The 24,236-nt window shown below is 73.5% G+C and carries 23 protein-coding genes; 13 read left to right on the top strand and 10 right to left on the bottom strand.

Features of this window, described 5'->3' with window-relative positions:
* Positions 1–24: 24 nt before the first annotated feature.
* From AVL59_RS43175 to AVL59_RS43165, 3 genes are read right to left on the bottom strand one after another with little or no spacing between them, the layout of a single operon-like run.
* The gene (locus tag AVL59_RS43175; RefSeq protein WP_067315272.1) at positions 25–450 is read right to left on the bottom strand and encodes a hypothetical protein; all 426 of its coding nucleotides are present in this window, start codon (positions 448–450) and stop codon (positions 25–27) included.
* A 10-nt stretch (positions 451–460) separates the two neighbouring features.
* Positions 461–2,077: a SulP family inorganic anion transporter gene (locus AVL59_RS43170; RefSeq protein WP_067315270.1), complete on the bottom strand. Its 1,617-nt coding sequence runs from the start codon at positions 2,075–2,077 to the stop codon at positions 461–463.
* Between the two features lie 43 nt (positions 2,078–2,120).
* Positions 2,121–2,786: a carbonic anhydrase gene (locus tag AVL59_RS43165; protein ID WP_067315268.1), complete on the bottom strand. Its 666-nt coding sequence runs from the start codon at positions 2,784–2,786 to the stop codon at positions 2,121–2,123.
* Between the two features lie 262 nt (positions 2,787–3,048).
* Between AVL59_RS43165 and AVL59_RS43160 the strand changes: the two genes are divergently transcribed.
* From AVL59_RS43160 to AVL59_RS43150, 3 genes are all read left to right on the top strand, one after another.
* Complete coding sequence (locus AVL59_RS43160) at positions 3,049–4,557, top strand: aromatic amino acid ammonia-lyase (RefSeq protein WP_067315267.1); 1,509 nt, start codon at positions 3,049–3,051, stop codon at positions 4,555–4,557.
* Positions 4,558–4,649: 92 nt separating this feature from the next.
* A complete protein-coding gene (locus AVL59_RS43155; protein WP_067318454.1) occupies positions 4,650–5,486 on the top strand; it encodes a MurR/RpiR family transcriptional regulator in 837 nt (278 codons plus the stop codon).
* A gap of 91 nt (positions 5,487–5,577) precedes the next feature.
* Positions 5,578–6,171 carry a hypothetical protein gene (locus AVL59_RS43150; RefSeq protein ID WP_208870543.1) on the top strand — a complete coding sequence of 198 codons (594 nt, stop codon included), beginning with the start codon at positions 5,578–5,580 and terminating at the stop codon, positions 6,169–6,171.
* A gap of 33 nt (positions 6,172–6,204) precedes the next feature.
* On the opposite strand, the gene AVL59_RS43145 is transcribed toward AVL59_RS43150, so the two are convergent.
* The 5 genes from AVL59_RS43145 to AVL59_RS43125 form a co-directional block, all read right to left on the bottom strand.
* Positions 6,205–6,579 (bottom strand): roadblock/LC7 domain-containing protein, encoded by a 375-nt coding sequence (locus tag AVL59_RS43145; RefSeq protein ID WP_067315263.1) that lies wholly within the window; start codon positions 6,577–6,579, stop codon positions 6,205–6,207.
* 10 nt (positions 6,580–6,589) lie between these two features.
* Positions 6,590–7,081, bottom strand: a complete 492-nt coding sequence (locus AVL59_RS43140) for a roadblock/LC7 domain-containing protein (protein WP_067315261.1) — start codon at positions 7,079–7,081, stop codon at positions 6,590–6,592.
* A 31-nt stretch (positions 7,082–7,112) separates the two neighbouring features.
* Complete coding sequence (locus tag AVL59_RS43135) at positions 7,113–7,928, bottom strand: hypothetical protein (RefSeq protein WP_067315260.1); 816 nt, start codon at positions 7,926–7,928, stop codon at positions 7,113–7,115.
* A complete protein-coding gene (locus AVL59_RS43130; RefSeq protein WP_079147267.1) occupies positions 7,925–8,314 on the bottom strand; it encodes a hypothetical protein in 390 nt (129 codons plus the stop codon). Before AVL59_RS43130 ends, AVL59_RS43135 begins: the two co-directional genes overlap by 4 nt.
* A 179-nt stretch (positions 8,315–8,493) precedes the next feature.
* A complete protein-coding gene (locus AVL59_RS43125) occupies positions 8,494–9,885 on the bottom strand; it encodes a type III PLP-dependent enzyme domain-containing protein (RefSeq protein ID WP_067315257.1) in 1,392 nt (463 codons plus the stop codon).
* A gap of 160 nt (positions 9,886–10,045) precedes the next feature.
* On the opposite strand from AVL59_RS43125, the gene hutU reads away from it, so the two are divergent.
* The 4 genes from hutU (at position 10,046) to hutI (ending at position 15,655) form a co-directional block, all read left to right on the top strand.
* Positions 10,046–11,710 carry a urocanate hydratase gene (gene hutU / locus AVL59_RS43120; protein WP_067315255.1) on the top strand — a complete coding sequence of 555 codons (1,665 nt, stop codon included), beginning with the start codon at positions 10,046–10,048 and terminating at the stop codon, positions 11,708–11,710.
* Positions 11,711–11,886: 176 nt separating this feature from the next.
* Positions 11,887–13,089 carry an allantoate amidohydrolase gene (locus AVL59_RS43115; protein ID WP_208870542.1) on the top strand — a complete coding sequence of 401 codons (1,203 nt, stop codon included), beginning with the start codon at positions 11,887–11,889 and terminating at the stop codon, positions 13,087–13,089.
* On the top strand, positions 13,086–14,432 hold the full coding sequence (locus tag AVL59_RS43110; protein ID WP_067315253.1) for a formimidoylglutamate deiminase: 1,347 nt from the start codon (positions 13,086–13,088) through the stop codon (positions 14,430–14,432). The genes AVL59_RS43115 and AVL59_RS43110 overlap by 4 nt, the downstream gene beginning before the upstream one ends.
* 47 nt (positions 14,433–14,479) lie before the next feature.
* Positions 14,480–15,655 carry an imidazolonepropionase gene (gene hutI / locus AVL59_RS43105; protein WP_067315251.1) on the top strand — a complete coding sequence of 392 codons (1,176 nt, stop codon included), beginning with the start codon at positions 14,480–14,482 and terminating at the stop codon, positions 15,653–15,655.
* 21 nt (positions 15,656–15,676) lie between these two features.
* On the opposite strand, the gene AVL59_RS43100 is transcribed toward hutI, so the two are convergent.
* Positions 15,677–17,212 carry an RICIN domain-containing protein gene (locus tag AVL59_RS43100; protein WP_067315249.1) on the bottom strand — a complete coding sequence of 512 codons (1,536 nt, stop codon included), beginning with the start codon at positions 17,210–17,212 and terminating at the stop codon, positions 15,677–15,679.
* A 178-nt stretch (positions 17,213–17,390) separates the two neighbouring features.
* Positions 17,391–18,296, bottom strand: a complete 906-nt coding sequence (locus AVL59_RS43095) for an RNA polymerase sigma factor SigF (protein WP_067315247.1) — start codon at positions 18,294–18,296, stop codon at positions 17,391–17,393.
* Positions 18,297–18,545: 249 nt separating this feature from the next.
* Here AVL59_RS43095 and AVL59_RS43090 point away from each other — a divergent pair, with 249 nt between their 5' ends.
* The 6 genes from AVL59_RS43090 (at position 18,546) to AVL59_RS43065 (ending at position 24,074) form a co-directional block, all read left to right on the top strand.
* Positions 18,546–18,923 (top strand): STAS domain-containing protein, encoded by a 378-nt coding sequence (locus AVL59_RS43090; protein WP_067315246.1) that lies wholly within the window; start codon positions 18,546–18,548, stop codon positions 18,921–18,923.
* Between the two features lie 294 nt (positions 18,924–19,217).
* Positions 19,218–19,778, top strand: a complete 561-nt coding sequence (locus AVL59_RS43085) for an ATP-binding protein (protein ID WP_067315244.1) — start codon at positions 19,218–19,220, stop codon at positions 19,776–19,778.
* Between the two features lie 165 nt (positions 19,779–19,943).
* Positions 19,944–20,648 carry an LPXTG cell wall anchor domain-containing protein gene (locus tag AVL59_RS43080; protein ID WP_067315242.1) on the top strand — a complete coding sequence of 235 codons (705 nt, stop codon included), beginning with the start codon at positions 19,944–19,946 and terminating at the stop codon, positions 20,646–20,648.
* Between the two features lie 107 nt (positions 20,649–20,755).
* On the top strand, positions 20,756–21,694 hold the full coding sequence (locus tag AVL59_RS43075) for a COG1470 family protein (RefSeq protein ID WP_237281815.1): 939 nt from the start codon (positions 20,756–20,758) through the stop codon (positions 21,692–21,694).
* Positions 21,691–22,773, top strand: coding sequence for a hypothetical protein (locus AVL59_RS43070; RefSeq protein ID WP_067315240.1), 1,083 nt, complete (start codon positions 21,691–21,693; stop codon positions 22,771–22,773). The genes AVL59_RS43075 and AVL59_RS43070 overlap by 4 nt, the downstream gene beginning before the upstream one ends.
* A gap of 2 nt (positions 22,774–22,775) precedes the next feature.
* Positions 22,776–24,074: a hypothetical protein gene (locus tag AVL59_RS43065; RefSeq protein ID WP_079147265.1), complete on the top strand. Its 1,299-nt coding sequence runs from the start codon at positions 22,776–22,778 to the stop codon at positions 24,072–24,074.
* Positions 24,075–24,236: the final 162 nt, after the last annotated feature.

Raw genomic sequence — 24,236 nt, 5'->3', positions numbered from 1 at the left:
CCCTCGATCCCGGCGCAGGGGCGCTCAGTCCTGCTCGGCGGACCGGTCGCGCCGGCCGGTGATCAGTTCCGGGTTGAGCCGCACGGCCTGGGCCGCGTTGACACCGACGATGCCGACCCAGGCGGCCACCGTCCCGGACATCCCCGCGAGGGCGCCGCCGATCGCGGACAGCGGGATCGCGAGGACCAGCGAGACGATGGCGAAGCCGAAGCGATCGGCCCAGGTGTCGGCCGACTTCGGCCGCCGGGCGCCGCGCGCGTCCGACATCCGCTGCTCGGCCAGGTGGCGCCGCATCCGGCGCTCCACAGCGTCGTCGATCCGCTGCTCGACCTTCTCCAGGAAGGAGTCCACGAGGGCGGAGTCGTACTCCTCGCCCAGTTCCCTGCGGGCCCGCACAGTGGCGTCCAGGTCCTTCTTGAGGTCGGTGTGCGGTGCGTCCAGTGAGCTCATGCGGTCCACCCTAGGGAGAGCCCACGCCCGCCGCACTGGGGACAACCCCCCTTTTCGCGCTGCTGTCCACGGGCGTGAGGACCCCGCAGGACTCCAGGACCCGGCGGTGACCGGGCTCGACCCCGCTGATGCGGACCTCCACGCCCTGCCCGCGCAGTTCGGCCACGGTCTCCCTCAGCGCGAGCGCCCCGGTCGCGTCCACCGCCGTCAGCCCGGACAGCCTGAGGTCGACCGCCGAGACGCCGTCGTGCAGGTCGGCCAGGCTGCGCCGGAAGCGGTGGGCGGCGGCGAACAGCAGCGGGCCGTCGAACCGGTAGGTCACCGTGCCCGCCTCGCCCGGCAGTTCGTCGGCGGCGGCCGGGGTGAGCCGGGTGCCGCGCACCGCCGCGCGCAGCGCCAGCAGCACCGAGACGCCGAGACCGATCAGCACCGCCCGCACCAGGTCCAGGGCGAGCGTGGCGCCGGCGGTGAGGATCAGCACCAGCGCGTCGCCACGGGTGGCCTTCGCCATCGCCCGGACCGCGTCCCGCTCCACCATCCGCACGGCCGTCGCCAGCAGCACCCCGGCCAGCGCGGCCAGCGGGACGCGGCCCACCAGCGGGGCGGCGAGGGCCGCGATCCCGGCGAGGATCACTGCGTGGGAGAGCGCGGCCAGCCGGGAGACGGCGCCGGTGCGCACGTTGACCGCCGTGCGCGCGATGGCGCCGGTCGCCGGGACACCGCCGAACAGCGGGGCCGCGAGGTTGGCGATGCCCTGCCCGAACAGCTCCTTCGACGGGTCGTGTCGCTCGCCGGGCCGCATCCCGTCGGCGACGGATGCCGACAGCAGGGACTCCAGGGCGGCGAGCGCGGCCACCGCGGCGGCCGGGGCGAGCAGGGAGGGGAGCCGGGAGAGGTCCAGGAAGGAGAGGGAGGGCGCGGGCAGGGACGCCGGGAGCGAGCCGATACGGGTGACGGGCAGGTGCAGCGCCTCGGCGGCGGCGGTCGTGGCGGCGACGGCCACCAGGGAGAAGGGCACGGCCGGTTTCCAGCGGGCACCGCCGAGCACGACGGCCGCCGCGCCGGCCGCGAGCAGCAGGGCCGGCCAGCGCGGGGCGCCACCGAACTCCTCGGCCGCCCGCGCCGCCACGACGGCGACCTGCTCACCCGGCGGCGTGCGCACACCGAGGGCGGCGGGCACCTGCTGCAGGGCGATCACACAGGCGATGCCCAGCGTGAAGCCGGCGATCACGGGCGCGGGCACGTACGCCATCGCCGCCCCGGCACGGGCGAAGGCGAGCACCAGCAGGACGACGCCGGCCATCAGACCGACGGTGAGGACGCCGTCGGCACCGTAGCGGTGGACGATCGGCACGAGGACGACGGTCATGGCGCCGGTCGGGCCGCTGACCTGGCGGGCGCTGCCGCCGCACAGCGCGGCCAGCGCGCCGGCGACGACCGCCGTGGTCAGCCCGGCGGCGGCGCCGAGCCCGGAGGTGACACCGAAGCCGAGGGCCAGCGGCAGCGCGACGACCGCCACGGTCAGCCCGCACAGCAGATCGCGACGCGGGGCACGCGCCATGGAACGGAGATCGGCGGGGGAGGGCAGGACGGAGAGCGCCCGGGTGAGGGCGGGGGTGTGTTTCATGGGGTGCGTTTCGAGCGAAGGGAGGGAGACGGGCCGTCAGGCCTCAGGGCAGCAGAGACACGCGCCCCGTATCGAGATCGAACCGCGCGGCCTCGACATGCGCGGCGCCGAAGGAGGGATCCGCCCGGATCGCGTCCCGTACCCACGCCGCATGGGCCCGCATCGTGTGCTCCGCCCAGTCACCGGGCAGCGCCCGGGTCCGGCGGGCGGCGGGGACGATCTCGTCCACCAGCAGTTCCAGATGACCCGGCACCGGCGCCCCCGTGCGCAGATGCTCCAGCGTGGCGGCGACGGCCCCGCAGCGCTCGTGCCCGAGGACCAGCACGAGCGGGACGCCCAGCTCCTCCACGCCGTACTGGATGGAGCCGAGCACGGCCTCGTCCAGCACCTGGCCGGCGGTCCTTATGCACAGCAGGTCACCGATCCCCTGGTCGAAGACCAGCTCCGGGGGCACACGGGAGTCGACGCAGCCGACGATCACCGCGAAGGGGTGCTGCGCGGCGGCCAGCAGATGGCGCCGGCCGGCGCTGTCGTGCGGGTGCCGCGGGTGGTCGGCGGCGTAGCGCCGGTTGCCGGCGAGCAGTGCGTCGAGGGCGGCGCGTGCGGTGACAGGGGGGCGGGGACGGGGACCGGGCGCGGCCGTCGCCGGGGCGGCGGCCAGCGCGGTGACGGCGGTGGCCGTCAGGAAGGCCCTGCGGTTGGAGGCCATGACGGTTCCTCAGGTGTCGAGCCAGTAGCGCGCTTTCACCGTAAGCACTCGTCCGGTCACCCTCGGTGGCCGTTTAACGACACTTGGCTGATTCGTCGTCAGATCATCGCCACGGCGATACCGCCCCTTGAGCGACAGCCGCCGCGGGGCGGTCGCCCCGCCGGTCCTCGATCGTGAGACGCCCCTTGCTCGTCTGCATAGCGTCATGCAGAGTTCTTGGTGTCTGAATAGGTTGTCGGTGCTCCGGAGGAGTGTGGGCGTGATGGCGACTCGCATCATGGACGCGCCGGAGTCCGTACGGTCCGCGTCGGTGGTCCTCGACGGGGGCGGCCTCGGCGTCGAGGACGTCGTACGCCTCGCCGACGGGGCCGCGCGGCCGGTCCCCGCGGCCGACGCGATGCGGCGGACGGAGGCGTCCTGGAACGCCGCCCGGCGGATCGCGGCCACCGGGCGCGTCTACGGCCGCTCCACCGGCGTGGGCGCCAACCGCAACGAGGACGTGCCGACCGAGGCCGCCGCCGGACACGGCCTGCGCCTGCTGCGCAGCCACGCCGGCGCCGTCGGCGAGGAACTCCCCGCCCGGCAGGTCCGCGCGATGCTCGCCGTCCGCGCCAACCAGCTGCTGGCCGGGGGCGCCGGCCTCAGGCCCGGCGTGGTCACCGCGCTGTGCGAGGCGCTGGAGACAGGCGCCCACCCGGTCGTCAACGAGTTCGGCTCCGTCGGCACCGGCGACATCGCGGCGCTCGCCCAGCTGGGTCTCGCGCTGGCCGGGGAGCATCCGTGGCAAGGCCCGGGCGCCCCGGCGCCGCAGCCCCTGGACAACAACGACGCCCTCGCCCTGATCAGCAGCAACGCCCTCACCCTCGGCCAGTCCGCGCTCGCCCTGCACGAACTGCGGGCTCTGATCGGCGCCACCCAGGTCGTCGCGGCGCTGTCCCTGCTCGCCGTCAACGGCTCCCACGAGCCCTACGCCGCCCCCGTGCACGCCGCCCGCCCGCACCGCGGCAGCGCCGAGGTGGCCCGGCGGATGCGGGTGCTGATCGGCGCCGCGGACCGGCCGGCCCCGCCGCTCGGCCGGATCCAGGACCCGTACGGTTTCCGCTGCCTGCCCCAGATACACGGCCCCGCGCACGACGCGGCGGACGCCCTGGAACAGGTCCTGACGGTGGAGATCAACGCGGCGGCCGAGAACCCGCTGATCGCCCCCGACGACCTGGCCGCCTACCATCACGGCGGCTTCTACCAGGCCCAACTCGCCCTCGCCCTCGACCACTTCCGGCTGGCGGTCACCCAGGTGGCGCGGCTGTCCACGTCCCGCCTGTCCACCCTCAACGAGCCCGCCTACACGCGTCTGCGCCCCTTCCTCGCCGACCATGAGCCGGCCTCCTCCGGCGTGATGATCCTGGAGTACGCGGCCGGAGCGGCCCTCGGTGACCTGCGGGCCTTCTCGGCTCCCGCGTCGCTCGGCCACGCTGTACTCTCCCGGGGCGTCGAGGAACAGGCGAGCTTCGCCTCGCTCGCCGCGCGCCAGACGCTGCGCGCGTGCGGTGCGTACCGTCTGGTGGTCGGCTGTGAGCTCGTCGCCGCCGTCCGGGCGTTGCGCCAGCGCGACCTGAGGCCCGACCCGGGGCTCCCGGCGGGCCGGGCGCTGGCGCTGGCCGAGTCGGCCCTCGACGACGACCCGGCCGACCGGCCGCTCACGCACGACGTGACGACGGCGGCCGCACTGCTCGACCGGTTCACGGACATCTGGAGGGGGAGCACGGCATGAGCGTGGACAGGAGTACCGAGGTGACCTCCGGCGAGACGTCCGAGGCGGCCTTCGGCGAGCCGTCCGGGGTGACCTCCGGCCTGGCGCACGGGATGACGGACAGCCCGGCCACCCGCCTGCAGGTGCTCTTCGAGGGGCACCGGCTCACGCCCACCCAGCGCCGCATCGCGCACAGCATGGTGCGCCGGGCCGCCGACGTGCCCTTCCTGTCCAGCGTGGAGCTGGCCGAACTGGCCGGGGTCAGCCAGCCCTCGGTGACCCGGTTCGCGGTCGCCCTGGGCTTCGACGGCTACCCCGCCCTGCGCAGGCACCTGCGCGAGGTCGTACCCGCCGAACCGGCCGCGGAGACGGGCTCGTACAACGAGTACCAGCAGGCCGTCGAGGCCGAGATCGAGAACCTGAGGCACCTCGCGGAGCTGCTCGCCGACCCGCGGCCGGTGCAGAAGGCCGGCCGGATCCTGGCCGCCTCCCGCCCGCTGCCGGTGCTCGGGCTGCGCGCCGCCGCCTCGCAGGCCTACGGCTTCGCGTACTTCGCCGCCAAGGTCCACCCGGACGTCCGGCTGCTCAACGAGGGCGGCACGATGATCCAGGACCGCATCGACGCCGCCGTCCGCGCGGGCGCCACGGCCCTGCTGTGCTTCGCGCTGCCCCGGCATCCGCGCGAGGTCGTCGACACCCTCGGCTACGCCAAGGACGCGGGCCTGACCGTCGTCACGGTCGCCGACTCCGCCTTCGCCCCGGTCGCCAAGTACTCCGACCTGCTGCTGCCCGCCGCGGTCGGCACCGGGCTCGCCTTCGACACCGCGTGCGCGCCGATGCTGCTCGGGCGGGTGCTGCTGGAGGCGGTCTGCGACGATCTGCCCGACGCCCAGGCGAGGCTGGAGGAGTTCGACACGAACGCGGCGGCCCGCGGCCTGTTCGTCGAGTGACCTGGCGCGCTCTCAGACTCGTCTCACGTTCTGCCACTAGCGTCGTGCGGAAACGCAGGCGCTGGGTGGACACGTGACACGGGAGGCCGACGTGGCGCGCGCAGGACGCGGAGGACAGGGACTGGCCCGGGTGGCCGTCGTCGTACGGGCCGGGGCCGCACCGCTGTGGTGGATCGGGGTGTTCGCCACGGGGCTCGGGGTCCTGGCGCCCGGCGTGACCGGGCGCCGGATCGGGGTGCTTGCCGGCGCCGCGCTGTTCCTGATCAGCGCGGCCGTGGTGGCGCTGGTACGCCGCAAACGGTACGCCGCCCTCGCCCGGGGCGCCGCCCGCGCGGGCAAGTACGACGTGCTGCAGGACCGGGCGGTCACCGTGCGCACCTGGCGCCGCGGACACCGCGGGTGGCTGCTGCTCGCCTTCGCCGTCGCGTTCGGCAGCTCTTTCGCGGTGCCCGCGGCCGGCGGCATGCTGCTCGCCGGGGCCGGCACCGGGCTCCGGCTGAAGGCCGCCTGGCTGGGGCGGCGCGAGCGGGCCGAGGACACGCTGCTGTGGGTGCGCGTCGACTGGCTCGACCGGCGGGGCGGGAGCCCGGCGGGCAAGGACGTGAAGGGCCTGCGCGGCACGGGCATCGCGGCCGGCGACGCGGCCCCGGGCGGGGCCCGCCGCCGCACCGCGGCGCTCGTGTGAGGCGTTCGGCCCCAGGTCCGCTCGGACCTCTTCTCAGACCTCCAGGTCCGCCTCGATCTTCTTGAGCTGGTGCCGGGCCATCGCCAGGTTGGCCCGGCTCGCGTCCAGGACCAGGTAGAGGAACAGGCCATTGCCGCCGCGGCCCTTGAGCAGGCGGATCAGGTGGTACTGGTCCGACAGCGTGATCAGGACGTCCTCGATCTCGCCCTTGAGGCCCAGGTGCTCCATCGTGCGCATCTTGGCGCGGATGACGTCCGTGTTGCCGGCGGCGGCCACGTTCAGATCGAAGCTCTTGCTGCCGCCCATCGTGCCCAGCGCCATCCCGCTGGTGTAGTCGACGAGCGCGACGCCGGTGGCGCCCTCGATGGAGGTGAGCGCCTCTTTCAGTGCGGTTTCGGTGTTGGCCATGATGGTCCTCTCAACTGTCGGTTGCGGTGCGCGCTTCGGCAGCCGTGGTGCGTGGCGTGCGCGTGGTGCGGGTCCGTGCGGGTGTGGTTCTGGTGGCGGGCCGTTCCGCCTGTGCGGCGGCCTCGGCGGCGTCGAGCAGTTCCCCGATGCGGGCGCCGGCCCGGCGGCCCTCCAGGTGCAGCCGGCCGACGTTGACCCGGTCCTGGGCGAGCAGGGTCAGCACGGCGGTGCGGCCGGCCGCGTAGGTGGCGACGTAACCCTTCTCGCCGCGCACCAACAGCTCCCGGAAGCTGCCGTTCCCGGTGGCGTCGGCGACGCGCACGGCGACGCCGAGCGCCGCCGCGGTGAGTGCCGCGAGGCCCTCCGGATCGACGCCCGGGGTGTCGTGGGCGACGACGAGTCCGTCGACGCCGGCCGCGAGCGCGCCGGTGAGCTGCGGGACACGGGTCCGTAGCCGGCGCAGTTCGTCCAGGACGGCCTGCAGGTCCTGTTCGGGCACCATCAGCTCTCTCCTCTCGGCGGGGCGGTGCCGTTCAAAGCGCCTCCAGCGCATCCCTGAGCCTCTTCAGCAGCGCGATGTCGGGGTCGGTGACCGTGAGCGGGGAAGTGGGGAGTGGCGGTGGGGCGGGCGCCGTGAGCAGCGGCCGGATGAGACCGGCGACCGCGAGGCGGCGCACGTCCACCAGCGTGTGGAAGGCCTGTCTGCCCAGGTTGCGGGCGATCTCCGGGGCCGTGCGGACGCCGTCCACCCGGTTCAGGACCGCCCGCCGACGCGGGGGTATGGGTGCCGCCGCGACCGGGTCGGCGCGGATCAGCGGGGCGCGGTCGGCCGCCGGATCCGGCCAGAGGCGGTGCAGGAGCAGGCGGCGGCGCAGCGTCTCGCGCTCCAGGGCGATGACCGGGACCGAGGGCAGCGGGCCGAGGCGCGGCCCGCTGTCGTAGCGGAACCGGCCGGGGGTGCTGCTCGGCGCCAGCGCGAAGTATCCGGCGTCGTACAGCGCGTCCAGATGGCACAGCTCCAGCGCGCCCGCGGGCAGCAGCCCGGCCTCCAGCAGCAGACGGGCGGCGTCCGGGATGCCCGGGGCCCGCTCGGCCGCCCGCTGCCAGGCGGCCGTGGCGAGGGTGCCGTGGGCCGTGAGCAGTACGTCCAGACCGGGCGCGAGCGGGCTCTCGGCGTGCACCACCCGGCCCTGGGCGAGGTAAAGGGTGCCGTGTTCGCGCATGAGCACCCCGGTGGCCTGCTCCTCGGCGAGGCGGCGCAGCATCGGCGACAGCGCGCCCGCCGTGTGGTCCCCCGCGGCCCTCTTGTCCCGCACCGGCAGCTGCGGAGGTGTCTCGACCCTCGTCATCCCAGCACCAGCCGGGCGGCCATCTCGCCGAGCCGGATCCGGGCGAGCGCGAGGTTGCCGTCCTCGCGGCCGAGCCACAGATGCAGAAAGACGCTGCTGTCGAAGGACGTGTCCACGAACCGCAGCAGGTGATAGCTGTCGCGGTTGCTGACGATCACGTCCTCCACGGGCGGGCGTCCGTCAGCGTCGTCCCCGGCCGTGAAGGCGCCGTGTTCGGCGGCCAGGCGGGCCAGTTCGGCGGCCTCGGCGGCGGTGGTCTCGTGGTCACCGCCGGGGGCGTCCCCGACCGTGCCGAGGGCCAGTCCGCTCGTCCAGTCCACCAGCGCTGCTCCCCGGGCACCGGGCAGCCGCATCGCTTCCAATAGGCACTCGTCGATTCCGGGCACCGTGGCTCCCCTCCCGCCTGGGAATCCGGCTGAGTGACGTTGACACTACGCAACGTGTGCACGGGGGATGGAGCCTTTGGCATTTTCCGGTGGAACATGCGTCCGGCGTACTAGTGTGGGTCAACTGACGTGTGTTTCACGGCGGTTGAGCCATTCGTTCGAGTGGTGGGCGGAGCGTGTCAACGGCTCCCGCGCGCGCGGAGGATGGTGAGCGCGGCCGCGTGCGCCCCACCGGACTCGGCCACGACCTCCGCCACGGTCTGCGGCTCCCGCACGGTCGCGAACGTGACCCCGCCGGACCCGTCCGGCGCGAAGCCGTAGATCCCGGGCCGGGTGAGGGAGTTGTAGGCGTAGTGGTGGGCGAAGTAGTACGCGCCCGTGTCCAGTGCCGCCGCGAAGTCGCCCTGCTCCAGCAGGGGCAGCGCGCGCCCCTCGGCGAGCAGGTCGCCCGAGAAGCAGGCCGGGCCCGCGACGTCCTGCACCACCTCGGGACCCGTCTTCGGGCGGCCCTTGGTGTCGTACGCGGCGATCCGCAGCGGCCACGTCCCCGGCGCGTACACGGTCCGCGTGGCCACCTGCACGCCCGCGTGCGTGACCGCGATCCGCCGCCCGCCGGAGCTCTTCGCGTACTCCACCCGTGCCACCACCGTGCCGTGCCTGGCCAGCAGTGACCGCCCGAACTCGGTCACCAGCCCGTACCGCCCGTCGAACAGCCCCGGCACCTGATCGGCCAGCAGCCGCGCGTACTGCGCGTACGTCGGTGCCGTCGACTCCGCGGCGAAGTCGACCGGCAGCCCGCCGCCGATGTCGAGCGTGTCGATCTGCGGCCGCCCGATCCGCGCGTTGATCTCCTCCGCGAGCGCGTGCGTCTCCGCGACGCCCCGCGCCAGCAGCGGCAGCGGGATGCCCTGCGAACCGGTGTGCGCGTGCAGCCGGGTCAGCCACGGCCGGTCCCGGAAGGCCTGGACGACCCACTCCCGGGCCCCCTCGTCGCGCAGCGCCACGCCGAACTTGGAGGTCTCCGTCGCCGTCGAGGTCGCCCCGATGCTGCCGCCGCCGACCTGCGGGTTGACCCGGAGGCCGAGCGGCGAGCGGGTGGGCGCCGACCCTGCCAGTGCGTCGAGCCGGGTCAGCTCCTGCGGGTTGTCCGCGTTGACGGCGATGCCCAGCGCCAGCGCCTCGCGCAGCTCGGCCGGGGTCTTGGCGGGCGAGTCGAGCACCGTCCGCTCCGGCGGCAGCCCCGCCGCCCGGGCCAGCGCCAGCTCGCCCGGGCTCGCCACCTCCGCGCCGATGCCCTCCTCGTGCAGCAGCCGCAGCACCGGCACCAGCGGGGTCGCCTTCACGGCGAAGGCGTGCAGCACCGGTGTCCCCGGTGCCACGACCGCGTCGAACGCCGCCCGCAGCGCCGCCGCCGACTCCCGGATGCCGGTGACGTCCAGCAGCCCCACCACGGCCGCGTCCGGCCCCAGCAGCCCCTGATCCACCGCGCCGCGCACGGCCTCGTCCCGCCGGGCGGCGCGGTCGCGGGCCTCGCCGCCGATGCCGTTCTCGTCGTTCTCGTCGTTCTGCACGGGGTTCCCCACTCTGTCGGCCTTCGTGTCCCTTCGCGTGCTTCCCCGTACCTTCCAGCCAAACATCCGCGGCGCACCGACGCGGGCCCGCCGATGTATTGACTAGTTCTATTCAGAGAGCCAGGATGTGAATAGACACAGCTACAGGAGGAGGAAGACGATGTCGGGACCCCGCCCCGTACGAGCACCGCGCGGCACGGAACTCAGCGCCCTGGGATGGCAGCAGGAAGCCGCCCTGCGGATGCTGCAGAACAACCTCGACCCCGAGGTCGCCGAGCATCCCGACAAGCTCGTCGTCTACGGCGGCACCGGCAAGGCCGCCCGTGACTGGCGCTCCTTCGACGCGATGGTGCGCACGCTCAGGACCCTCAAGCAGGACGAGACCATGCTGGTCCAGTCCGGCCGCCCGGTCGGCGTGATGCAGACCCACGAATGGGCCCCGCGCGTCCTCATCGCCAACTCCAACCTCGTCGGCGACTGGGCCAACTGGGAGGAGTTCCGGCGTCTGGAGGCCCTCGGCCTGACCATGTACGGCCAGATGACCGCCGGCTCCTGGATCTACATCGGCACCCAGGGCATCCTCCAGGGCACCTACGAGACCTTCGCCGCCGTCGCCGCGAAGAAGTTCGCCGGCACCCTCGCCGGGACCATCACCCTGACCGCCGGCCTCGGCGGCATGGGCGGCGCCCAGCCCCTCGCCGTGACCATGAACGACGGCGTCGCCATCTGTATCGACTGCGACCCGCGCGCCATCGAGCGCCGTATCGAGCACCGCTACCTGGACGTGAAGGCGGACTCGCTGGACCACGCGCTCCAGCTGGCGGTGGAGGCCCGCGACGCCCGCCGTCCGCTGTCCATCGGCGTCCTCGGCAACGCGGCCGAGCTGGTCCCGCAGCTGCTCGCGATGAACGCGCCCATCGACATCGTCACCGACCAGACCTCCGCCCACGACCCGCTGTCCTACCTGCCGGTCGGCGTGGCCTTCGAGGACATGGCCGACGCCGCCGCCAAGGACCCGGCCGGGTTCACCACGCGTGCCCGGGAGTCGATGGCGAAGCACGTCGAGGCGATGGTCGGCTTCATGGACGCCGGCGCCGAGGTCTTCGACTACGGCAACTCCATCCGCGGCGAGGCCCAGCTGGCCGGCTATGACCGGGCGTTCGCCTTCCCCGGCTTCGTCCCCGCCTACATCCGGCCCCTCTTCTGCGAGGGCAAGGGCCCCTTCCGCTGGGCCGCCCTGTCCGGTGACCCGGCCGACATCGCCAAGACCGACAAGGCGATCCTGGAGCTCTTCCCCGAGAACGAGTCCCTGGCCCGCTGGATCAAGATGGCCCGTGAGCGCGTCCACTTCCAGGGCCTGCCCGCCCGCATCTGCTGGCTCGGCTACGGCGAGCGCGACAAGGCCGGCGAGCGCTTCAACGACATGGTGGCCTCCGGCGAGCTGGCGGCCCCGCTGGCCATCGGCCGCGACCACCTCGACTGCGGCTCCGTCGCCTCCCCGTACCGGGAGACCGAGGCCATGCTCGACGGCTCCGACGCGATCGCCGACTGGCCGCTGCTGAACGCCATGGTCAACGTGGCCTCCGGTGCGTCGTGGGTGTCCATCCACCATGGCGGCGGTGTGGGCATGGGCCGCTCCATCCACGCCGGTCAGGTCACGGTGGCCGACGGTACGAAGCTGGGCGGCGAGAAGATCCGGCGTGTGCTCACCAACGACCCCGGTATGGGTGTCATCCGGCACGTGGACGCGGGGTACGACATCGCGGAGTCGGTGGCTGCCGAGCGTGGGGTCCGGGTTCCTATGCGCGAGGGTGACGGCGCGTGAGTGAGGTTCAGGGCGGGTACGGCGACTCTTCGGTGGGGGCCGAGGTCTCGTCGCCGGGTGCGGGTTCGGCTGTGCCCGCCCGCCCCCAGTCTCGGCTCCGCTCGACCGGGGGGACCCCCATCACCCTGCAAAACGACTGCCCACAGCCTGGATGGACCGCGCCTTCCTTCCAGGAAATGTGGCGGGAACTGCTTCCCATCGGCCGGCACCCCGACTCCCGCGGCTACCGGCGCTACGCCTGGACCGGTGCCGACGCCGAGTGTCGGAGCTGGTTCCAGGAACAGGCCGAGGCGCGTGGGCTCGCCTACGAGGTGGACCGGAACGGGAACCAGTGGGCCTGGCTCGGGGATCCGGCCGCCGGGGACGCCGTCGTCACCGGGTCGCATCTGGACTCGGTGCCGGACGGCGGCGCCTTCGACGGCCCCCTCGGTGTCGTGTCCTCCTTCGCCGCGCTCGATGAGCTGCGCGCGAGGGGAGCGCGGATCGGCAAGCCGCTGGCCATCGTCAACTTCGGTGACGAGGAGGGCGCCCGGTTCGGGCTGGCCTGTGTCGGCTCACGGCTCACCGCCGGGCAGCTGACCGTCGAGCAGGCCCACCGGCTCACCGACGGGGAGGGGATCAGCCTTCCGCAGGCCATGGAGGCCGCCGGATACGACCCCGAGGCCATCGGAGCGGACCCGGAGCGGCTCGACCGCATCGGCGCCTTCGTCGAGCTGCACGTGGAGCAGGGCCGCGCGCTGGACCTGTCCGGCGACCGGGTGGGCATCGCCAGCGCCATCTGGCCGCACGGCCGCTGGCGCTTCGACTTCCGCGGCGAGGCCAACCACGCCGGCACCACCCGGCTGGCCGACCGGCGCGACCCGATGCTGTCGTACGCCGAGACCGTCCTCGCCGCCCGCCGCGAGGCCGCACTCGCCGGTGCCGTCGCCACCTTCGGCAAGATCTCCGTCGAGCCGAACGGCGTCAACGCCATCCCGTCCCTGGTGCGCGGCTGGCTCGACTCCCGCGCCGCCGACCAGGAGAGCCTGGACACGGTCGTCGGCGGCATCGAGAAGGCCGCGCGGCAGTACGCGGACGCCCACGGCATCGACCTCGACGTCGTCCGGGAGTCCTTCACCCCGGTCGTCGAGTTCGACCATGCCCTGCGTGACGAGCTGGGCCGCATCCTGGGCAAGGACACCGGACTGACGGTGCCCGTCCTGGGAACCGGTGCCGGACACGACGCCGGAATCCTCTCCGGGCGCATTCCGACCGCCATGCTGTTCGTGCGCAACCCCACCGGTGTCTCGCACTCCCCGGCCGAGTTCGCGGCCGAGAACGACTGCGTGGCCGGAGTGCACGCACTCGCCGACGTACTGGAAGGACTGGCCCGCACGTGACGACGCAGACGACGCGGACGTACTGGCTGGAGCACGCCTGGCTCGACACCAACGTCGAGCCGGGTGTGGTGGTCGAGGTCGCGGACGGTCGTATCGCCGCCGTCCGCACCGATGCGCCCACCCCGCCGCCCGGTGCCGAGATCCTGCGCGGTCTGACCCTGCCCGGCCTGGCGAACGCCCACTCCCACGCCTTCCACCGGGCGCTGCGCGGCACGGTCCAGATCGGCTCCGGCACCTTCTGGACCTGGCGCGAGGTGATGTACTCGGTCGCCGACCGGCTGACCCCCCAGACGTACCACGCCCTCGCGCGCGCGGTGTACGCGGAGATGGCCCTGGCCGGCATCACCTGCGTCGGCGAGTTCCATTACGTGCACCACGCCCCCGGCGGCAGCCCCTATGCCGACCCCAACGCGATGGGCGAGGCGCTGATCGCGGCCGCCGCCGAGGCCGGCATCCGCATCACGCTTCTGGACACCGTCTACCTCTCCTCCGGCTTCGGTGCGCAGCCCGATGAGCACCAGCTGCGCTTCTCCGACGGCACCGCCGAGGCCTGGGCCGAACGCTGTGCAGTTCTCAAGGAACGGGATCACGCGCGGATCGGGGCGGCGGTCCACTCCGTGCGGGCCGTGCCCGCGGACCAGCTGGCGACCGTGGCGCACTGGGCCGAGGAGAGGCGGGCCCCGCTGCATGTGCACCTGTCCGAGCAGACGGCGGAGAACGACGCCTGCCGGGCCGCGCACGGCTGCACCCCCACCCGGCTGCTCGCCGACCACGGCGTCCTCGGGCCGCGCACCACCGGTGTGCACAACACGCACCTCACCGACGAGGACATCGCGCTGCTCGGCGACTCGGGCACCGGCACCTGCATGTGCCCGACGACCGAGCGCGACCTGGCGGACGGCATCGGCCCGGCCGTCGCCCTGCAGCGGGCGGGCTCCCCCCTCTCCCTCGGCTCCGACAGCCACGCCGTCATCGACCTGCTCGAAGAGGCGCGCGCGATGGAGCTGGACGAGCGGCTGCGCACCCGCACCCGGGGCCACTGGACCGCCGCGGCGCTGCTGCGGGCCGCCACCGCCGACGGCCACGCCGCCCTCGGCTGGCAGGAGGCCGGCAGCATCGAGACCGGCGCGCTCGCCGATCTGACGACGATCGCGCTCGACTCGGTCAGGACGGCCGGGCCGCTGCCCAGGCTGGGCGCCGAGACGGCCGTATTCGCGGCGAGCGCGGCGGACGTACGGCACACGATCGTGGGCGGCCGTCATATCGTACGCGACGGTGTGCACGCGCTCGTGTCCGACGTGCCGTCGGCACTCGCGGAAGCCATCGACGCCCTGCGCGGCTGACCGCCACCGAACCCGCCGAACCCCACCCGGCCACCCCTGAGGACACCATGAGCAGCAGCACCGTCATCACCAACATCGCCACGCTGGTCACCAACGATCCCTCCCTGGGTGACGGATCCCCCCTCGGTCTGATCCAGGACGCGGCCGTCGTCATCGACGGCGACCGCATCGCGTGGACCGGTGAATCCAGCAAAGCACCCGCCACTGACAACCGGGTCGACGCGGGCGGCCGGGCGGTGCTGCCGGGCTTCGTCGACTCCCACTCGCACCTGGTCTTCGCGGGTGACCGCACCCAGGAGTTCAACGCCCGCATGTCCGGCCGCTCCTACACCGCGGGCGGCATCCGCACCACGGTCGCGGCCACCCGCGCCGCGACCGACGCGGAACTGGAGGCGAACCTCACCCGCTACCTGGCCGAGGCCCTCCGCCAGGGCACCACCACCTTCGAGACGAAGTCGGGCTACGGCCTGACGGTCGAGGACGAGGCCCGCGCCCTGCGGATCGCGGCGCGGCACACCGACGAGGTGACGTACCTCGGCGCCCACATCGTCTCCCCCGACTACGCCGACGACCCGGCGGCCTATGTCGCGCTGGTCACCGGCGAGATGCTGGACGCCTGCGCGCCCCACGCCCGCTGGGTCGACGTCTTCTGCGAGAAGGGCGCCTTCGACGGCGACCAGGCGCGGGCGATCCTCACCGCGGGCAAGGCGAAGGGCCTGCACCCGCGCGTCCACGCCAACCAGCTCTCCTACGGCCCCGGCGTGCAGCTGGCCGTCGAGCTGGACGCGGCCAGTGCCGACCACTGCACCCACCTCACGGACGCGGATGTCGACGCCCTCGCGAACGGCGACACGGTCGCCACCCTCCTGCCCGGCGCCGAGTTCTCCACCCGTGCCGAGTGGCCGGACGCCCGCCGCCTGCTGGACGCGGGCGTGACCGTCGCCCTCTCCACGGACTGCAACCCCGGCTCGTCCTTCACCTCCTCCGTGCCCTTCTGCATCGCCCTCGCCGTCCGCGACATGCGCATGACCCCCGACGAGGCGGTCTGGTCGGCCACGGCGGGCGGTGCGGCGGCCCTCCGACGCACCGACATCGGCCGCCTCGGGCCCGGCGCCCGCGCCGACCTGACACTGCTGGACGCGCCGAGCCACGTCCACCTCGCGTACCGGCCGGGGGTGCCGCTGGTGAGCGGGGTGTGGCGCCGCGGCGAGCGGCTGGTGTGACCCGGCCGGCCGGGGCCGTGTTCAGGAGGCCCCGGCACGCCACCGCTGTTCCGGCCCCCCGCTCAGGGGCTCCAGGCTCACCCCGTCCCCGCCGTCCGGTGTCACCGCCGTCTCGATGGCGATCGACGGGCGGATCGTGCCATCGGGGTCGACGGTGAAGCGGAGGTTCTGCCCGTTGTCGCTGTAGACCGAGTCGCAGTCCCAGATGCCCACGCCCCGGTCGGTCGAGCCGCGGCTGTCCAGGCAGAAGTCGGCGTCGGCGGCCGAGCGCAGGACGCCCAGGTAGGTGTCGACGCGCCAGCGCTGGGTGGGGGAGGAGGAGCAGGGTGCCGTGATGACGTCGTTGCCCTGTGACAGGTCGCCGTCGCGGATGTCGAGGCAGCGGCCCGAGGCGAGGTTCACCACCTGGGCGTAGGCGCGGCCCGGGGGCGAGGGCGTGGGGGACGGGCTCGGTGTTCGGCTCGGGGTCGGGGCCGGGCTGTGCGAAGTCCTCTTCGGGGACGGGGACTTGTGTGTGCGGGTAGGAGAGGGAGTCGGGGTGGGGGACGGGGACGGCGAGAGCGAGACCGTTGCCGTCACCGTCACCGGTGGGGGTGTGGGCGTCGCCGCCGTCGGGTGCTGGTCGGGGCTGTTCCGCGAGGTCAGGAGGAAGACCAGCAGCAGGGCCAGGGCCACTCCCACGGCCAGCGACGCCAGCAGATAGCGGCGCCGGGGCGGCCCACTCGGGCGGGGAGCGGGGGGTTCGGCGGCCGGGTTCGGTCCGCCGGGGCGTATGTAGGGCGTTCCGCTCCAGGGCAGCAGACCCTCCGCCAGCGCCTGCCTCGGGGTGTCCCGCAGCGCGCTCAGGTCCTCGAACGCGGCCGTACAGTACGGGCAGTGCGCCTTGTGGGCGTCCAGGTCGGCGCTGTAGCGGGGACCGTCCGGCCGTACCGCCTCCTCGATCAGACGGCGGAAGTCGGGGCAGCGCGGATCGTCGGAGGCGGCCAGACGGTGTCTCAGGCAGGCCTGGGCCAGGGCCTTGAGGGCCGGCGAGGTGCCGTGGGCCACGTCCGCCCGGCTCAGGCCGAGGAAGGCGGCGGTGCGCTCGACGGGTTCCTCTTCGAGGACGCCGTACCAGATCAGGCCCTGGGTGCGGGACGGGAGCGTCTGGAACGCCGGGAGGAGAGGAGGCGTCGGGCCGTCGGGCAGACCGCTGGAGTTCAGCACCAGCAGGAGGGCCGGGTCCACCCCGGCCGAGCGCTCGTCGGCCGACCAGGTAGCCGCCAACCGTACGGTGAGCAGCAGGAGTTGGTGGCGCAGGGGGACGTTCGGCTCCCGGCCGCGGGCCGTCTCGCGGGCCGCCGTCGTGATGGCCTCCGCGGCCAGCCGGCGTGCAGCGGACTCGCTCGCGGCGCACAGACGGGCGTAGGCGAGGACCGAGGGGTGGTGCCGGCGGCGCAGCTCCTGGAGGGCCGGGTAGGCCGTAGGGGTGGCGGCGCGCAGCAGTTCCGTCAGTCGCGCGTCCGGCGCGTCCGCGTGCTCCGTGCCCGGCTCGGCCCCGTCGCCGCCCTGAGCCATTCCGTGGCCTCCGTCCCCGTGGTTTCCGGCGTACCAGCCGGTTTGGGGGCCCATCGTGGTGGAGGGGTGGGGTTCGGGAAAGAGGTTTCCCGGGGTAACCCCATAACGGTTCGGGTGCTCGAACGCGGCGAAGCGGCCCGGCGAGGTTGCCGAGCCGCCTCATGAGCGTGACGGAGGGTCACTCCTCCACGGTCAGCCCCCTGCGCAGCCGCACCAGCGTCCGCGACAGCAGCCGGGAGACGTGCATCTGGGAGATGCCGAGCTCCTCGCCGATCTCCGACTGGGTCATGCCCGCCACGAAACGCAGGCTCAGGATCTTCCGGTCCCGGGACGGCAGTTCGGCGATCAGCGGCTTCAACGACTCGACGTACTCGATCCCTTCGAGCCCGTGGTCCTCGTAGCCGATCCGGTCCGCGAGCGCGCCCTCGGTGTCGTCCTCCTCGGGCTGGGCGTCCAGGGAGGAGGCGGTGTAGGCGTTCGAGGCGGCCATGCCCTCGACGACCTCGTCGTCGGAGATGCCGAGGCGCTCGGCCAGCTCCGCGACGGTGGGGGCGCGGTCCAGCCGCTGGGCCAGCTCGTCCCCGGCCTTGGCCAGGTCGAGCCGTAGCTCCTGCAGCCGGCGCGGCACCCGCACGGACCACGAGGTGTCACGGAAGAAGCGCTTGATCTCGCCGATGATGGTCGGCATCGCGAACGTGGGGAACTCCACGCCGCGGGAGAGCTCGAAGCGGTCGATCGCCTTGATCAGGCCGATGGTGCCGACCTGGATGATGTCCTCCATCGGCTCGCTGCGCGAGCGGAAACGCGAGGCGGCGAACTTGACGAGCGCGAGGTTCAGTTCGACGAGCGTGTTGCGGACGTACGAGTAGTCGTGCGTCCCTTCCTCCAGCGACTCCAGCCGCCCGAAGAGGGTCTTGGACAGGGCCCGCGCGTCCACCGCGTCGACCTCGTCGAAGGGGGGGATCTCCGGGAGTCCCTCAAGGGGGTCGAGGGCATCCAGGGGGTCGAGGGCATGATCCAGCTGTTCCGGTGGGGGTGTCGACGTCGCTGTTCGGGTATGCGATGCGTCGAGCCGGGGTGACATGGGTGTCCTCCATCGTTCTCGGCATATGGCTGCCGAAGCCATTACGTGCACTGCGGTGTGCGGCGCCTCCAAAGCCGGCGTGTTCGGATGTGTGTCCTTACTAGCCCTACCCGGTCCACCGAGCCGGTCGCAAGTGCGTTCTGTAGTGATATGTCTGATAATGCGAGGTTGTTCGGGTGTCGGAGTGTGCAGGGAAGGCGTAATGTTCGAGGGCGTCAGCAGCAGCCACGACCTCGGGAGAGAGACGGCATGGACCACGGGACGGTCGGCAGTGCACGGTCGGGCCGGCTTCTGGTGGAGGTGCGGGAAGAGGGCTCCAGCGCCGTAGTGACACCGGCGGGTGAGCTCGATCACCACACCGCCGATCTCCTGCGCGAGCCGCTCGACGACCTCCTGGGAAAAGGCTTCTCACGGCTCGTGGTGGACTGCTCACAGCTTCAGTTCTGTGACTCCACGGGACTCAATGTGCTGCTCGGGACCCGGCTGAAGGCGGAGGCCGCCGGAGGCGGGGTGCACCTGGCCGCGATGCAGCCGGTGGTCGCTCGTGTGTTCGAGATCACGGGAGCCGAGGCGGTCTTCACCGTCCATGACTCCGTGGCGGCGGCGCTGTCCGGCGAGGCCGACTGAGACCCGCGCCCCGGTCGTCCCCCTCCGGCAGGTGTCGTACGTCGCACCGGTCCGGCCCGAAGTGGGGGTGTTCCGCCGGATCGGCCGGGCAGGAGATGTCCTGGACCCCGTCCGCCGCCGGTCTCCCGGACCGCCCCGGAAACCGGCGAACGGCCTGGGTGCGACGTTTCTGTGAAGGGCTGACGACGGCGGAGGAGCCACGTGCGGACCGTGGGGCGGACGGCGTACGACCCGGCATCGACCGGTGCCGGACTTTTGAATCGTGAACTGGTGAATCGGTGAGGTGAAGCGCTGATGAGCACCACCCGGCCTTGCTCGCCGGGCGACCGCGGCCCGGAGCCCTGCGGCGCTTCCGGGGCGTCCGAGGAGGGTGCGCCGGAGACCGGCGCACCCGCGGGGGCAGCCGCGCCGTCCGTGCCGACCGAGGGTGCGCAGGAGGCCCCGGGGCGGAAGACCCGCAGGCTGCGCCTGGACGGCGAGAGCGGGGTCGTCCCGCTGGCGCGCGACTACACCCGGCAGGCGCTGTACGCGTGGGGCTGGCTGCCCGCCGCCACCGCCGACCGGCGGGCCGCCGCCGAGGACGTGCTGCTCGTCGTGTCCGAACTGGTCACCAACGCCTGTCTGCACGCCGAGGGCCCGGAAGAGCTGTTCCTCGCCTGCGACGACAAGGTGATCCGGGTGGAGGTCTCCGACCGCGGCACCGGCCAGCCGGCCCCGCGCACCCCGCACCGCGCCGGCCGCCCCGGCGGTCACGGCATGTTCATCGTGCAGCGGCTGTGCCTGGACTGGGGCGTGGTGCGCACCCCGGGCCGGTCGGGAAAGACGGTGTGGGCGGAACTGGGCGCTCCCGCATGACCGTTTCGGCAGCCGCCTGAGCCACGGTCTCCACTCGAATCCCCCTTCCCACACGCCGGATCGACACAACTCCGGCGTGTGCCGCGTCTTCCCTCCTCACGGCCCCCGGCGTACCTTGACGGCCAAATCTGATATGCCGTCAGGAATGAATGGGGTGGACCGACCGTGTCGTACCCGAAACGAACCGCCGCGCTCGCGTCCGCCGCCGCCTTGGCCGGCTCGGTGGTGCTGCTGGCCGCACCGGCGGCCCACGCCGACGTCGTCGACGTCAACTACCACTGCAAGACGCCGATCGGCGACAAGAGCGCCGTCTCGCCCATCGACATCAAGGGCGTCAAGAGCGGCAGCACCTACAAGATCACCATGTCCTGGCAGAAGGGCGTCTCCTCCAGCCCGGTCGAGCTGGGCAAGGGCGCGATGAACCCGAGCGCCACCATCAGGCTCGGCGGCGCCGACAGCGGCACTCTCGCCGTGACGGGTCCGGCCAACTCGGCCGCGATCCCCGCCAACACGCCCATCAAGATCAGCGACCTGAGCGGTACCTACACGCCGCGGAAGACCGGCAAAGTCACCTTCACGGCGGCCACGCTCACCATCAAGGCGCTCGGCACGACGACGACCTGTACGCCGGCCAACAACCCGGGGCCGTCCCTGACGCTGGACGTGACGGCGGCGGGCGGCGGCTCCTCGGGCACCTCCGCCGACGGCTCCTCGACCGCGAACGGCACCGGCTCGTCGGGCGGGCAGCTCCCGCAGACCGGCCCCGCGGACTCCGCCGTCGCCCTCGGCACGCTCGGCGGCACGGTGCTGCTCGCGGGCGCGGCGGGCGCACTGTGGCTGACCCGACGCGGCCAGGCGGTACGCCGCTGAGCCACGGGTGCGCCGTCGAGCCGGCCGTACGGCGCCGAAGGCGCGCGGTACGCCACCGAGCCGCCGGTACACCGCCGAACCGCAGGTCAAGACCGCTGGAGCCGCCCATGCCGTCCGCCGCCCGTGCCCTGCCCCGCGCCCGTCGCCTGCCTCCGGCCCTCGCCCGGACCGCGCCCCTGGGCCTGATCGCGCCGCTGTGCCTCATCGCCCTGCTGGGCGCGGCGCCCTCGCCCTCGGCCGCCGGAGGCTGGTCCGTCGCGCCCTCGGGAGGCGAGCGCCCGTCCTTCTACGCCGAGGGCCCGCCCGGAACGCTCCTGCAGGACACGGTGTCCGTCACCAACCCCGGGCGCGCGCCCGTCGTCGTGCGCCTGTCCGGCACCGGCGTCCGGATCGCCTTCGCCGAGCGGGGCGTACGCGTCCCCGCCCGCACCCGTGCCGACGTGCCCTTCACGGTGAGCGTCCCGGCGGGGGCCGAGCCCGGCGACCGCTCCGGCACGATCGTCGCGCGCGACACCGACGGCCGGACGAGGACCGTGCCGATGCGCCTGCGCGTCGGCGGCCCGGCGCTCGCCGCGCTGACCGTCGAGCAGGTGGCGGTGCGCGGCGACCGCATCACCTACGAGCTGGTCAACCGCGGCACGACCGTCCTCGTGCCGAGGCTCGCGGTCCGCGCGGACGGCGTCTTCGGCCGGGTCCTGGACCGCGCGCCGCGCACCCTGCCGGTCCGCCTGCGGCCGAGCACGCGCCTGAGACTGACCGAGCCCTGGCCGCACCGGCCGGCGCTGGACTCGGTCGACGTACGACTGACGGTCACGGCGCAGGGCGGCGCGCACGACACGGCGATCGCGCGGGCGCGGTTCGTGCCGTGGGGCGCGGTGGCGGGCGGGGCGGGCGTGGCGGCCGCCGGAGCGGGCGCGGTGATCGTCGTACGACGGCGGGGGAGCCGTACGGCGGACCGCGGCTCGGCGGCCGGCGCTCCGGACCGCGCCGGCGCGGGCGAAGTCCCCCTTTCCGACGCCGGGCTGACGGCTGGAGCGGTGAAGTGAGCGGCCGCGTACGGATCCTCCGGCTGCCCGTGCTGGCGGCGGTGCTCGCGCTGCTCCTGCTGCCGCTCGCCGCCCCCGTGGCCAGGGCGGACGGGCCCGCCGTGAAGCTGTCCGCGTCCCAGGCGGGCACGGGCGGCTCGATCACCGTCAGCGGCGGCGGCTGGCGGTCGCACACCCTGCTGATGATGCTGATCTGCGGGCGGTCCACCCCCTCCCGGGGCGTGATCGGCGGCACCAACTCCTGCGCCAACGGCGACGGACGGGCCGTGACCACCGGCTCCGACGGCTCCTTCACCAAGAAGCTGCCGGTCGCCGAACCGCCCGTGCCGTGCCCCTGCGTGGTGCACGTGGCCACGGTGACCGGCCCGATGGCCGAGGCGGACGCGGTCTTCCAGGTCGCCGGGCACCCCGTCGCCCCGTTGCCCGCCGAGACCTCGGGCGGCCGTCTGTCGATCCTGTCCGACACCCGGCTGACCGGTTCCGGTTCCCTGCTGACCTGGTTCGGGGCGCCGCCGAGCCGCACCCTGGTCTTCACCGTCGGCAACAGCGGCTCCGCCGCGATCAAGGACCCGGTCTTCCGGGTCGGCACCGCGCACGGCGTCTTCGCCCCCCAGTGGGACGAGCAGCAGTGGCGCGGCACCCTCGCGCCCGGCAGGAGGGCACAGATCAAGCTGCCCGTCGAGCTGTCGGCCGCGGCGCACGGCGACTACACCGTGTCCCTCCAGTACGACGGCAGGGTCCTCGCCGAGCAGCCGTGGGGCGTCGGCCGCCCCTGGGGCGTCACGCTGTTCTGGATCCTGCTCTGCCTGGTCGTGCCGGCCGCCGTCTTCCGCGCCGGAATGGCCGTCGTGGACCGGGTACGGCCGCGCCGGCCGGGCGGTGTCCGCCACCGCCGGCTCGCCCGGCCGGCACTGCTCCCGCTCCGCTCCCGCACCCCCGGGCCACGGCCCGAACCGACTCCGACCCTGCCGTGGTTCACCCCGGACTCCGCTCCGGGCGACCCGGCCGGCCGGCTCTCCGCACCGCACGACGACAGCCCGACGAGTCCTACGACTCCGACCACGAAGGGACCAACGTGAGCATGCGAAGGAGAGGCACACCGGCCCGCAGGACGGGCGCCACGGGCGCCGCACTGGTGCTCTGCTCGGCGGGTGTGCTGCTGGGCGTGGCCGCCACGCCCGCGCAGGCGGCCCAGGTGTCGTTCGCCACCCACTGCGTGCCGCCCGCGGGCATCGACCCGGTGGACGGCACCACGAAGGTCGAGATCACCGCGCCCGCCACGGCGAAGGTGGGCGACACGGTGGACGTCGTGTGGAAGTTCGTACAGGCCGCCTCGAAGAACCCGAACATCATCGATCTGCCCGCCAACTCGGTGCAGCCGTCCGGGGTGCTCAAGGCGGCCGGCGCGCAGACCGCCGACGTCGCCATGCAGGGACCGCGGCAGAACCCGGCGATCCCCAAGGGCGGCGACATGGTGCTGTCCGACATGAAGGGCAGCCTGAAGCTGACGACGGCCGGCGAGGTGACGCTGACGCCGGACGCGTACACCGTCAACGCGATGTCGACGGACACCAAGTGCACGCCGAAGGAGACCGTGCAGAAGGCGGCCTCGATCCAGGTGACGCCGGGCGGCGGGGGCACGCCGAGCGGGACGCCGACCCCGTCGACGACTCCGACCCGGTCGCCGACGCACAGTCCCACGGCCACGGCGACGTCGACCGGCGGCACCGGTCAGACCGACTTCCCCGGCAAGGAGGTCCAGGTGCCCTACGCCTGCAAGACGCCGATCGGCGACAAGAACGCGACCTCGCCGGTGCAGATCAACGCCAAGAAGAACGGCGGCGGTTACGACCTCACCGTGCAGTTCAAGAAGTCGGTGATGAACAGCCCCGCCGACATCCCCAAGGACTCCGTGAAGCCGTCGATGGAGGTGGCGCTGGGCGGCGCGGACAAGGGCACCGTACATGTGGAGGGGCCGACGAACGCGAACCCCATCAAGTCCGGCCAACCGATCGAGATCCCGGACCTCACCGGCACCTACAAGCCGGGCGCGAACGGCACCTCGACCCTGTCGCCCGGGGTGCTGACCATCAAGGCCCTGGGCACGACGACGGTCTGCACGCCGACCAAGTCGGAGGTCTCGCTGACCCTGGACACCACCCAGCAGCCGGGCGGGGCCTCGGGCGGCACGTCGACCTCCGGGGGCTCCTCGTCCTCGGGGGCCTCGGGTTCCTCGGGCGGCAGCAGCGGCGCGGGCGGCCTCGCCGAGACCGGTTCCAGCAACCACGGTGCCCTCAAGGCCCTCGGCCTGGTCGCGGGCACGGCGATCCTGCTGGGCGGGGCGGTGTTCACGTTCATGCCCCGACGGCGGACGCGCTGACCTCGGGAAACCGACCTCAAATGTTCCTCAGAACATCGTCTGGGACTGGCGCGAAGATCACCCGTGAGACTAAATTCCCATCCCGGAACCAGCCATTCCGCGGCTGCTTCCAGACACGGAAATCCCGGCTGTCCTTTCGGTACCTCCTGACCAGAGGTGCGT

Source organism: Streptomyces griseochromogenes (assembly GCF_001542625.1).
Lineage (GTDB): Bacteria > Actinomycetota > Actinomycetes > Streptomycetales > Streptomycetaceae > Streptomyces > Streptomyces griseochromogenes.
The sequence above is the reverse complement of the archived record's forward strand: the minus strand, read 5'-3'. Positions and strand labels throughout refer to the sequence as shown.

Bases quoted from the DNA above. Each gene is read 5' to 3' on its own strand.
- AVL59_RS43160 (WP_067315267.1), top strand. From the start codon at position 3,049: ATGGCGACTCGCATCATGGACGCGCCGGAGTCCGTACGGTCCGCGTCG.
- AVL59_RS43165 (WP_067315268.1), bottom strand. From the start codon at position 2,786: ATGGCCTCCAACCGCAGGGCCTTCCTGACGGCCACCGCCGTCACCGCG.
- AVL59_RS43065 (WP_079147265.1), top strand. From the start codon at position 22,776: ATGCGAAGGAGAGGCACACCGGCCCGCAGGACGGGCGCCACGGGCGCC.
- AVL59_RS43145 (WP_067315263.1), bottom strand. From the start codon at position 6,579: ATGGCCAACACCGAAACCGCACTGAAAGAGGCGCTCACCTCCATCGAG.
- AVL59_RS43140 (WP_067315261.1), bottom strand. From the start codon at position 7,081: ATGGTGCCCGAACAGGACCTGCAGGCCGTCCTGGACGAACTGCGCCGG.
- hutU (WP_067315255.1), top strand. From the start codon at position 10,046: ATGTCGGGACCCCGCCCCGTACGAGCACCGCGCGGCACGGAACTCAGC.
- AVL59_RS43095 (WP_067315247.1), bottom strand. From the start codon at position 18,296: ATGTCACCCCGGCTCGACGCATCGCATACCCGAACAGCGACGTCGACA.
- AVL59_RS43085 (WP_067315244.1), top strand. From the start codon at position 19,218: ATGAGCACCACCCGGCCTTGCTCGCCGGGCGACCGCGGCCCGGAGCCC.
- AVL59_RS43115 (WP_208870542.1), top strand. From the start codon at position 11,887: ATGTGGCGGGAACTGCTTCCCATCGGCCGGCACCCCGACTCCCGCGGC.
- hutI (WP_067315251.1), top strand. From the start codon at position 14,480: ATGAGCAGCAGCACCGTCATCACCAACATCGCCACGCTGGTCACCAAC.
- AVL59_RS43090 (WP_067315246.1), top strand. From the start codon at position 18,546: ATGGACCACGGGACGGTCGGCAGTGCACGGTCGGGCCGGCTTCTGGTG.
- AVL59_RS43155 (WP_067318454.1), top strand. From the start codon at position 4,650: ATGACGGACAGCCCGGCCACCCGCCTGCAGGTGCTCTTCGAGGGGCAC.
- AVL59_RS43175 (WP_067315272.1), bottom strand. From the start codon at position 450: ATGAGCTCACTGGACGCACCGCACACCGACCTCAAGAAGGACCTGGAC.
- AVL59_RS43100 (WP_067315249.1), bottom strand. From the start codon at position 17,212: ATGGCTCAGGGCGGCGACGGGGCCGAGCCGGGCACGGAGCACGCGGAC.
- AVL59_RS43170 (WP_067315270.1), bottom strand. From the start codon at position 2,077: ATGAAACACACCCCCGCCCTCACCCGGGCGCTCTCCGTCCTGCCCTCC.
- AVL59_RS43135 (WP_067315260.1), bottom strand. From the start codon at position 7,928: ATGACGAGGGTCGAGACACCTCCGCAGCTGCCGGTGCGGGACAAGAGG.
- AVL59_RS43075 (WP_237281815.1), top strand. From the start codon at position 20,756: ATGCCGTCCGCCGCCCGTGCCCTGCCCCGCGCCCGTCGCCTGCCTCCG.